This is a genomic window from Acidovorax sp. HMWF029 (genome assembly GCF_003060895.1).
Classification (GTDB): Bacteria; Pseudomonadota; Gammaproteobacteria; order Burkholderiales; family Burkholderiaceae_C; genus Acidovorax.
In genome coordinates, this window is sequence record NZ_QAIH01000178.1 from 1 (window position 1) to 10,801 (window position 10,801).

Here is a 10,801-nt window from a genome sequence, read left to right on the forward strand (position 1 = left end):
CCCTCCAAACATATCCAGCCCCGCGCTGTACGCTCCGGTCTTCACGTCCATCAAGCCCAGCACCGAGTGGAAGTAGCTATCGTGCGTAATGCGGCGCTGCGCCAGGTCCTCCTGCAGGCAGCCGGTGGCGATGTGGGTGCGGGCCTGCATGGCGGGGGAGAGCCAGGTGATCCAGGGCACGTGTTTTTGTACGTCGGGGGCGATGCTGTAGGGCAGGCCGTGCAGGTACAGGTTGTTTTCGCCCAGCGATTCACCGTGGTCTGCCACGTACATCATGGCGGTCTGTGCCTTGCCGCCGCGTGTTGAGAGCCACTGGATGACCCCGTCGAGGAAGGCATCGGTCTCGACGATGCTGTTGTCATAGGCGTTCACCACCTGCTGGCGCTCGCACTCCTGCAGCGCGGTGGAGGTGCATTCGGGCAGGAACCGCTTGTGCTCGGGGGCCGAGCGTTTGGAATACGCTGGGCCGTGGCTGCCCATCTGGTGCAGCACGACCACGGTGCCGCGCTGGCGCTGCTCGGTGGGCAGGGCGTCGATGCGCGCGTCCAGGTCCTTCAGCATCACGCGGTCCAGGCATTCGCCGCTGGTGGGGCATAGGGTGGGGTCGCTCCAGCTGGCGGTGCTGGTCTGGCCTGCGCGGTCGCACACGCCCTTGCAGCCGGACTGGTTGTCCACCCACAGCACGGCAAGGCCTGCGTGTTGCAGCACGTCGATCAGGCTCTCGAAATTGGCGGCGCGTGCCTCGTAGCCCGTGCGACCCAGGTGCGAAAACATGCAGGGCACCGATGCAGCGGTGCTGGTGCCACACGACCAGGCGTTGCCTGCGCTCACCAGGTCGGTGCGGGCCGAGAGCAGGGGGGTGGTGTTGCGCGCATAGCCGTTGATGCCGAAGTTGCCGCTGCGGCCGGTTTCGCCCAGCACCAGTACCAACAGAGGCGGCTGGGCCTGGCTTGCGTAGCTGGCGCCCAGCTGGGCGTCGCGCCCCACGGGCAGCAGGGTGCGGGTGTTCATGCGCAGGGGCTGGGTGGCGATATGGCCCAGGGCGTACACGCTGTTGAGCGGGTTGATGAGGTAGCGCAGGCGCGTGTGGTTGCGCATGGTGGAGGCGAAGTCCTGGAACACGGCCAGCACACATACCACGATGAGCGCCACCGCACCCAGCAGCAGCAGACCGTTGTGTGCGGCATGGCGCCAGGCACCGAGGCGGCGCAAGGGACGGCGGTACAGCCACACCAGCGGCGGTGCAGCCAGGGCGAGCACGGTGGCGGCCATGCGCCAGCTCAGCAGGTCGGTGGCTTCGTGGGCGTCGGTCTGCAGCACGTTGGTGAGCATGCTGGCGTCGATGGCAATGCCGTAGGTGAGCATGAAGTAGGCGCCGAATGCGGCCATCACTACCATCAGCGCAGCGGCCGGCTTGAGTGTCCAGCGCCAGGCCAGCAGGCTGAGCAGGGCGGCATTGCCTGCGGCCACGATGACGGCGAACGCAATGGCAAATCCCCAGCCGCGCAGGCTGCCCTGGCCGGGCAGCTGGGCCACCTCGCGCCACAGTGGCACGTTGCAGGCCGTGGCCAGCCAGGTGCTGATGAGCACCACCACCCACACGGGGTGCAGGGGCGTGTGCCGTTCAGGCTGCCTTGGTTGCGTGGTGCTTATGAGTCGGGCAGGGAAGGGCAGTGCAAGTGGCATGCTCAGCATTCTTTAAATGTCGCCTTAAGGCGGCATTAAGAGCGGCTAACAAGACTCCCCTGGCGTCGTTGCCTGGTCTTGTCGTACTGCTGGTACTGCCTGCGGCGTAACGACTGGCCAGGGCCGCTTCGCTGAGTTATTTCGCCGCTCCAAGAGAGGTTGATAGCCCCCTGCTGGTTCTGAGGTTGCCCGGCGCAGAAGATCGCCGCGCCGCGCAGAGAGTACTGGTACTAGTCTGCGGGGGGAAGGCGGATGTCCAGCGCCAATAGCAGGCCTTCGATCTTGGCGTAGCGTCGGATGCGGGAAATCATGTCTGCAGTGAGTACATGGCCTGCAGACAGCAGCAAGACGCCCTCCTTGGATAGGAGGTCCTTGTCCAGTGTCATGCCGGGCTCCAATTTTTCAGCGGTCACAGGTTCAATCCGCGTTGGTTTGGGCTTGACTTCCTGGGTGATGTGCAGAAAAACGTCGATGACCTCCGCATCAAACTGTGTTCCGCGTCCTCGTTGCAGGATGGTCCTGGCCTCGGCTTCGGTCAGCGGGGCTCCTGTGAGGTGCCCGTGTGTCAAATCGTCGTAGGTGTCGACCACGGCCAGAATTCGGGCACCGACCGTAATTTGTTCCCCCTCGAGCTGGTCGGGAAATCCGGTGCCGTCATGACGTTCGTGGTGAGACCGAATGATGGCGGCGACCGCCTGGTGGTCGTCCAGTGCCATGAAGGATTGTGCGCCCAGCACGGGGTGGCGCTGGTAGCTTGTCATCTCTTCGGCCGTGAGCTTGCCGACAGGCTTGCTCAGAATGGCGTCGGGCAGTGCCATGAAGCCAACATCATGCAGCAGCCCCGCCACGAACACGTCTTGCAGTACTTCCTCGGGCAGCCCCATGGCCTGGGCGACCTTGCGCGCCAGGCTGGCCGTGCGCTTGCCGTGCCCGGCGAGCACGCCACTGCGCAGCTCCATGAGGTTGGAGAAAATTTTGATACTTGTGAGGTAGTTGCGGCGAAGTTGTTCGTTGGCCTGCCGCAGCTCTGATGTGCGCTCATCGACACGTTGCTCCAGGCCAATGTTGAGGGCCTTCAACTCCTCGTTCTGTTCTTGAGTCAGCGCCTGCAGACGGGTGCGTTCGCGTTCCAACAGCTGGCGCTCAGCGGCCTGGCGAATGGTCAGGCGCAGATCGGCTTCGTCCCAGGGCTTGTGGATGTAGCGGTAGATCTGCCCCTCGTTGATGGCCGTTATGGTGGCATTCATGTCGGCGTAGCCGGTCAGCAGTACTCTGGCGGTGTGGGGCCACCGTTGGCGGACCTGGGCCAGCAATTGCGCACCGTCCATTCCGGGCATGCGCATGTCACTCACGACCACGTCCACAGGGTGCTGTTCCAGCAGCGTCAGCGCCTCTGCCCCGCTGCCCGCCTGCAGTACCTGGCAGTCTTCACTGCGCAGCACACGCTTGAGGGCGGCCAAAATGCTGGGCTCGTCATCTACGCACAGCACTGTCCATGAGGTGTGTGGCGTGGTTGTGGGCAGGGGCGTGTCTGTTGCGTTCATGGCGGTGTCTTGCAGGGTGCCAAGGGTTTTCAGCTGGCGGAGTCCTGCGCGGCTGTTGCTGAGTGGTGCAGGGGGAGGGTCACGCGAAAGGTGGTGCCTTGCCCCACTTCGCTGCGTACCTCCATGCGGCCCTGGTGCTTTTGCACAATGCCATAAGACAGCGACAGTCCTAGCCCAGTGCCCTTGCCGACGGGTTTTGTGGTGAAGAAGGGGTCAAAAATGCGCTGAAGGTTCTCCGGCGCAATGCCTTGGCCGTTGTCGGCCACCTCGATCCATGCATTGGTGCCTTCCGTCCCTGTGCGGATGGTGATGGTGCCTCGCTCTGCGGTAATGGCATGGGCCGCGTTGACAAGCAGATTCATGAACACCTGGTTCATCTCCGAGGGAAGGCACTGCACCTCCGGCAGGTCGCCATATTCCTTGATGACATCTGCCTTGTACTTGATTTCGTTGTTGACGATGTTCAGTGTGGAGTCGATGCCGTGGTGCAGGTTGACGGATTCCCATTCCTGGCGTGCGTCCACGCGCGAGAAGTCCTTGAGGTCCTGAACGATCTTGCGCACCCGCTGTATGCCATCCCGCGACTCGCGCATCAGGTTCGGGATGTCGTCTTTGAGGTAGTCGATATCAAGGTCTTTGCGCAGCTTCTGCAGACGCTGGCGGGTTGTCGGGTCCTGAAGACCAGGCTCGGATTCCTCATATGCGTCGAGCATTTCGAACAGGTCTTGGAGATACTGCTCGAGGGTGCCGAAATTGGAAAAGATGAAACCGATGGGGTTGTTGATTTCATGGGCGACGCCAGCGGCCAGCTGTCCGATGGAGGCCAGCTTTTCGGACTGCATGAGTTTGTTCTGGGCGTCGGACAGCTTGGTGTTGAGCTCCTTGAGCGCTTTATTCGCTTGAAGAAGCTCGCCAACGATGGCACGGATCTGGGCGTCGGACATCTCGGCCAGAGTCATTTCGCTGGGTTGAACGATGGTACACAGCGGTCCGTGGGTTGTGGTTTGGAAAGGGGTATGCAGTGTATTGGTCATGGTGCTTCCTTCGAGGGGCTGAGCACGGTCTCCAGGTGAGAAAACTCTTCTTCGATGTTGCCCAGCAGGGTGAGCAGGCCTGACTCGGTCAATCCCAGGCGCTGCCACGCGGCGTTGCTCAAGGGGGGCACGGCTTCGTTGTCCAGCCCTGCTACGTCCAGGGCGTGCGCGATGGCGTCTGCAACGTGAACCACGTCAGCCAAGTCGGCGGGCCCGTCAGCCCTCGGCCTGTGGTGGCCTGCTATCGCATGGCAGATATCGGGGGAGAACCGCCAGTGCTGGCACACCCAATGCCCCAGCTCTGTGTGGTCGATGCCCATTAACGTTTCCTCGGCCTCGCTGTGCGAGATGTCTTGCTGGTCTGCCCAGGCGATGATCTCAGCGGCCTTTTCCGGGTAGTGGCTGTCGACCACGAGCCTGCCTACGTCGTGCAGCAAGCCTGCGGTGAATGCAGCGGCGTCGTTCCACCCCTGCTGCTGAGCCAATTGCCGCGCGGCCACCGCACAGGCGATGGCATGCCGCCAGAACGCCCGCATGTGCAGCGACGGGCCATGCAGCGCTTCGAACTGCAGCGTCAGCGCAGCTGCGATGACCAGCGTGCCCAGCTGGCGAAGCCCGAGTACGTTGATCGCATCGCGCACGGTAGTGATGCGCCCTGACATGCCGTAGAAAGGCGAGTTCGCCAATTGCAGCACTTTGACGGAGAGCGCCTGGTCCAGCCGCAGCGTGTGGGCGAATGCGTCCAGGCCAGTATCGGGTTGCTGCAGCAGGTTCATCAGCTCCAGTACCACTGGGGGCAGCGAGGGGAGGGCGCGAATATCGCGCGCCAGGGTTTCGCGGTCCAGCGTGAGCGCGCAAACCGATGGGGCGAGTGCATTCATGGGGCAACCCCCCTGTAGATCCGCACGGCCCGTTGCAGGGCCTCGGTGCTGCTGTTGGCCTGCCCATTCACACGCCTGAAAATGTAGTCTAGGCGTTGGGCGAGCTGCATTGGCGCCGTGTCGGGATGTTCTGCGGGGCTGGAGTGTGCTGGAGTCGTTTCACAGGCCTCCTGCAAGGCCATCTGTGGCGCTTTGTGCAGGGGCGTGACCTGCGACTGGCCTTGCGGTGGCACCTGCGCAACGTTGGCAGGCTGCGCGGCAGGATGTAGCGCCGCAGGCAGTGTCGGTTGGTTGAGGGTCATGATGGGGTCCAGGTTTCAGAAGCCGTGTGGAATCTCTGCCGGTGAAACCGCGAGCAGTACGCCTCTGGGTGGCGTTGCGCCCATGGAGCGCGCACGTACCTGCCAAGGCGAGCCATGCAGCGCAATGGGGGCTGCAACGGCAGGATCGTCCAGCGCCTGCGCCCACTCGGTCGGCAAGGGTTCGACCAGCCCGAGCACGCGCTGCGCGGACTCTCCGAGTAGTGGGGTGTGGGGCTGAAAAAGGCGCTCGGCCTCGCGGTTGGCCAGCACAATCGTTCCGTCCGGGTCCACGCCGAGCACGGCAGCAGGCAGGATGTCGAGCATGTCGCGCGCCGTATTCGCGCGTGCAGCTTCCAGGTCTATCTGCTGCTGCTGGCTGCCCAGCACCAGTTCCAGCCGCTCGTTCGCGCGCGTCAGGGCTTCGCTGGCTGCAATCACTTCGGTGGCAAGACGTTTGTTGTCGTCTGCCAGTTCCTTGTGCGCAAAGGCCTCCCGCACGTGCTCCAGTAGCCTTTCATCGTCCCAGGGCTTGGTCAGAAAGCGATAGATGGCCCCTTCGTTGATGGCGTCCGTGATGGACTGGAGTTCGGTGTAACCCGACAGCACCATGCGGACCGTGTCGGGATACAGCTCTTTGGCGCGACGCAGGAACTCCACCCCGGTCATGCCAGGCATACGTTGGTCGGACAACACTACGTCCACCTCGCATTCCGCCATGCGTTGCAAGCCTTCCGCGCCGCTGCCTGCGGTGACGATCCGATACCCCTCGCGCCGAAAAAGCCGGCGCAGCGCAGACACGATGTTGGGCTCATCGTCCACCAGCAGGAGCGTTCGCTCACGCTTGCGGGTGAGCAGGTTTTCCGGCAAACGCATGTGCTGGTCGATGAGGTTGGCCAGCTCCTGCGCTTGCGCTGCCTGCGCGAAGACGGGGCCTTCCATGCGGTCGCAGCCGTTGGCAATGAGCAGTGCCAGTTGGCCTGTGGTTTCCACGCCTTCGGCCAGCACTTTCATCTGCAGGCTGTGCGCCATGTTGATGATGGCCCGTGTCAGGGATACGTCGCCTGTGGCTGCGGTGACGTCGGGCACGCACGAGCGGTGGACCTTGATGACATCCACGGGGCGCGTACCCAGCAACCCGAGGTTGGTGGAGCCCGATCCGAAATCCCCCAGCGACAGTTCGATGCCCATCGCGCGCAGCTGGCTGAGCGTGCGGCTCAGCTGCGCAGTGGCATTCACGAGCGCGTGTTCGCTGATCTCCACCCCCAGCGCCTGCGGCGTCAAGCCGTTGCTCGACAGGCTGCGGCGCAGCTTGTCCACGATATCTGGCTGCTGCAGTTCCAGTGTGGAGACCTTCAGGTGCAGGCGGGGCATGCGCCGACCGTTCTGATCCCAGGCGCGCAGTTGCTTGCAGGCCATGTCGCGCTGCCAGTCGCCCAGCATCACGATGAGTCCGGTCTGCAGGGCGATGGGCACGTACTCGTCTTCCATCACCGTGCCGAGGTCGGCACTGTTCCATTGCAGATGGACCTGTGCTCCGATCACCTCGCCGCTGGTCAGGTCGGCCTGCGGCAGGAACGACAGACACAGCTCCGAGCGTTCTGCCGCATGCCTTAGCCCGGACTCAATGGCCAGGCGGCGCAGGCTGGCCGCGCGGGTCTGAGGCGTGAAGGCAGCCACCTGCTCACCGTCCGAACGGATGCCCATGCGGGCGGTTTGTGCGGCTTCGAGCAACTGGCCCGCGCTTTCTGCATCGGCCGGGAATCGCGCCACGCCGACCCGCGCGCCCGGCACAATTTCTGCAGCCCCCAGGCGTTCAGCCTTGGCCATCGCCTGCACCACTGCGCGGGCATGTTGCAGCCCCAGTGGGTCCTGCGCGCAGCTATCGGGGTTCAGCAATATGGCGAACTCTCCGCCGTCGATACGTGCCACCGTGTCTCCGGGCTGGGCCACAGTCGTCAGGCGGGCCGCCACAGCCATGGCCATTGCATCACCTGCGCCGTACCCCATGGCTTGCTTGAGTTGATCCACCTGATCCACCTGGATCGACAGCACCAGGAATGGTTGCGGGTTCCAGCGTGCGCTGTGAACGGCGGCATCGATTCGATCGAGCAGTTGTGTCCGGTTGGCCAGACCAGTGACCTCGTCGTGGTTGGCCAGTTCCTGGATACGCTGCTCTGCTTCGCGCTGTACGGTGATGTCCTGGACGATGATGTACCCATGCTGGCGGCCTGTGGCGTCGGTTTCCACCATGCCGCGCTGCAGTACCTCCAGCCGCGTGCCGTCGGCGCGAACCAGTCGGTGCTGAAATTCGAAAGGCTCATCGGGCAACGCGCCGCGCCAAATAGAGGCCACGTAACCCCTCTCCTTCGGGGGGACCCAGCGCAGCATGCGCCATGCGGAGCGCGCAGCAGCATCGAAGGGAATCCCGAGCAGCATGTGCATCCCTTTGGAGAGCACCGCCTTGCCCGCCTGGAGGTCTATCTCTCCTGATCCACTGCGGCCCATTGTTTCGATGTGCTCCAGCATGCGTGCGCGCCAGTGCGACGAGAAAGCTATCTGCGCGCGGTGGGGGTCGTCCACCAGCGTGATCAGCTCCGCCTCAGGGTCCAGTGAGGGGAATGGGCGGGCATAGGCGCGGCCGTTGAAAGTCTCCCCCGAGGCTTTGCGTACCGTCACGTGGCGTGGTGTTCGGCCAATACCCTGCAACTGCGGCCACAACTCGGGCCAGCAGGACGTCAGCATGCTCAACCCAGCGCTGGTCGCGAGGGCGGGCTCACCACCCAGAAGATGGATGAATTGCTGATTGACGAGTTGCGGGAGCCCCCGCACCAGAACACACAGACCGAAAGGCGCTGTGTCAAAGACGCGGCGTTTCAGTGATTCGGCCGCGTCATTGGCACCAATGGGATGGAGTGGCTGCGCCGGGGTGTCCAGCTCAGCGGTGACTGATTGCATAGGGCGTCTCCCTGCGCGGCGGTAGAGCAAACCGTGAACATTGCATCGCCACGCCTGGAAGGCATTATGCGCTATCTCTGGATGTTTTGATCATTTCTATCATTAAAATGATAAAAATAAATTCAGCGGCGCTTCGTAGCGTCCGCGACGGCGATACGGCTTGCTCCAAGCTGTTGGGCATGGTGCTGCAGGTGGTCGCCCATGAAGCTCTGCACAAAGTAGTAGCCGTGGTCGTAGCCCGAATGGCGGCGCAGCGTGAGCGGTTGACCGATGGCGGCACAGGCGGCTTCCAGCAGGTGCGGGTGTAGCTGGTCGGACAAGAATTTGTCGGCCAGGCCTTGGTCGATGAGGATGCCTGCGGGGTAGGGGGCAACGGGCTGGTGCTGCATGAGCACGGTGGCATCGTGTTCGATCCAGGTGCTGCGGTCCGGGCCCAGGTAGCCGGTGAAGGCCTTGTCGCCCCAGGGGCACTGTGTGGGGGCGCAAATAGGCGCAAACGCCGACAGCGACTTGAACCGGCCCGGGTGGCGCAGCGCCAGCGTGAGCGCGCCATGCCCGCCCATCGAGTGCCCGGTGATGCCCAGGCGGCTGCCGTCGATGGGCAGTTGGGCGGCCAACTGGGGCAGCAGTTCGCCCAAGAGATAGCTTTCCATGCGCCAGTGGGTGTTCCAGGGCGCCTGGGTGGCGTCCAGGTAGAAGCCAGCGCCCACGCCAAAGTCCCAGCTGTCGGCCTCGCCCGGCACGCCCGCGCCGCGCGGGCTGGTGTCGGGCGCGATGAGGGCCAGGCCCAGCTCAGCGGCCATACGCTGTGCGCCCGCCTTGACCATAAATGTCTCTTCGGTGCAAGTCAGGCCCGCCAGGTAGAGCACGGCGGGCACGGGGCCTTGCTGCGCCTGCGGCGGCAGGTAGATCGCAAACTTCATCGGCAAGCCGATGGTGGTGGAGGCGTGCTGGTAGAAGCGCTGTTCGCCGCCAAAGCACGCGTGGCTGCTGAGCAGTTCCAAAGAGGTGTTAGAGGGGCTCGTCATGATGTCCGGTGTCTTTTGTCATGGGGCAGCGCGTTGCACTGCCATGCTGGAAATGCGCGGTGACCGTCGAAACTGGCACGCACGAAGCCAGCGCCCCCGTGCAAGGGCCGCCCCGTCGCACCGGGGGCGTCCCCCTCCCGCCTTGCGCAGCAAGGCGAGAGAGGGGGAAGGCGCGAAGTGACTCAGGGGGAGCTTCACTTCACGCAGCGTACTTGACGACGGAGCGGATCGACTTGCCTTCGTGCATCAAATCAAACGCGTTATTGATGTCCTTCAAGCCCATGGTGTGGGTCACGAAGGGTTCGAGCTGGATCTTGCCTGCCATCGCGTCTTCAACCATGCCGGGCAGCTCGCTGCGGCCCTTGACGCCGCCAAACGCCGTGCCCAGCCACTTGCGGCCGGTGACGAGCTGGAAGGGGCGGGTGCTGATTTCTTGCCCCGCGCCTGCCACGCCGATGATCACGCTCTGGCCCCAGCCCCGGTGCGCGCATTCGAGCGCGGCGCGCATCACGTTCACGTTGCCGATGCACTCAAAGCTGTGGTCCACGCCCCAGGTGGTCATCTCCACGATGACCTGCTGGATCGGCTTGTCAAAGTCTTTGGGATTCACGCAGTCGGTCGCGCCAAAGGTGCGGGCCAGGTCGAATTTGCTGGGGTTGGTGTCGATGGCGATGATGCGCCCGGCCTTGGCCAGCTTGGCGCCCTGGATCACGGCCAGACCAATGCCGCCCAGCCCGAACACGGCCACCGTGTCGCCCTCTTGCACCTTGGCGGTGTTCTTGACGGCGCCCAGGCCCGTGGTCACGCCGCAGCCCAAGAGGCACACCTGCTCGGGGTTGGCTTTTGGGTTGACCTTGGCGAGCGACACCTCGGCCACCACGGTGTATTCGCTGAAGGTGCTGCAGCCCATGTAGTGGTAGATAGGCTGGCCGTTGTAGCTGAAACGCGTGGTGCCGTCGGGCATCACGCCCTTGCCCTGCGTGGCACGCACGGCGACGCACAGGTTGGTCTTGCCACTCTTGCAGAACAGGCACTCGCCACACTCGGCGGTATAGAGCGGGATCACATGGTCACCCGGCTTCACGCTGGTCACGCCTTCGCCCACTGCCACCACGATGCCCGCGCCTTCGTGGCCCAGCACCACGGGGAAAAGGCCTTCGGGGTCGTCACCGCTCAGGGTGAAAGCGTCCGTGTGGCAGACGCCGGTGTCAGTGATCTTGATGAGGACTTCGCCTTTTTTGGGCGGTGCCACGTCGATTTCGACGATCTGAAGGGGTTCTCCGGCTTTGAAGGCAACGGCGGCGCGGGATTTCATGGGGATCTCCTTTGAAGGGGGTGGCTGCGGGGGGGCGGCAGGGGCGATTGCAGTGC

At 63.8% G+C, this 10,801-nt stretch carries 7 protein-coding genes; all 7 read right to left on the reverse strand.

Annotated elements, in window-relative coordinates; all coding sequences use genetic code 11:
• Nucleotides 1-1,686: phosphoethanolamine transferase (locus DBR12_RS12355; RefSeq protein ID WP_108617523.1), on the reverse strand; the 1,686-nt coding region annotated here is incomplete at its 3' end.
• Nucleotides 1,687-1,916: 230 nt separating this feature from the next.
• Nucleotides 1,917-3,230: an HD domain-containing phosphohydrolase gene (locus tag DBR12_RS12360; protein ID WP_108617516.1), complete on the reverse strand. Its 1,314-nt coding sequence runs from the start codon at nt 3,228-3,230 to the stop codon at nt 1,917-1,919.
• Nucleotides 3,231-3,259: 29 nt separating this feature from the next.
• The gene (locus DBR12_RS23475) at nt 3,260-4,264 is read right to left on the reverse strand and encodes an ATP-binding protein (protein WP_108617517.1); all 1,005 of its coding nucleotides are present in this window, start codon (nt 4,262-4,264) and stop codon (nt 3,260-3,262) included.
• Complete coding sequence (locus DBR12_RS12370; protein WP_108617518.1) at nt 4,261-5,145, reverse strand: HDOD domain-containing protein; 885 nt, start codon at nt 5,143-5,145, stop codon at nt 4,261-4,263. The genes DBR12_RS23475 and DBR12_RS12370 overlap by 4 nt, the downstream gene beginning before the upstream one ends.
• Nucleotides 5,146-5,462: 317 nt before the next feature.
• Nucleotides 5,463-8,402: an EAL domain-containing protein gene (locus DBR12_RS12380; protein ID WP_108617520.1), complete on the reverse strand. Its 2,940-nt coding sequence runs from the start codon at nt 8,400-8,402 to the stop codon at nt 5,463-5,465.
• A 122-nt stretch (nt 8,403-8,524) separates the two neighbouring features.
• Nucleotides 8,525-9,430: an S-formylglutathione hydrolase gene (fghA, locus tag DBR12_RS12385; RefSeq protein ID WP_108617521.1), complete on the reverse strand. Its 906-nt coding sequence runs from the start codon at nt 9,428-9,430 to the stop codon at nt 8,525-8,527.
• Nucleotides 9,431-9,629: 199 nt separating this feature from the next.
• On the reverse strand, nt 9,630-10,745 hold the full coding sequence (locus DBR12_RS12390; protein ID WP_108617522.1) for an S-(hydroxymethyl)glutathione dehydrogenase/class III alcohol dehydrogenase: 1,116 nt from the start codon (nt 10,743-10,745) through the stop codon (nt 9,630-9,632).
• Nucleotides 10,746-10,801 lie beyond the last annotated feature (56 nt).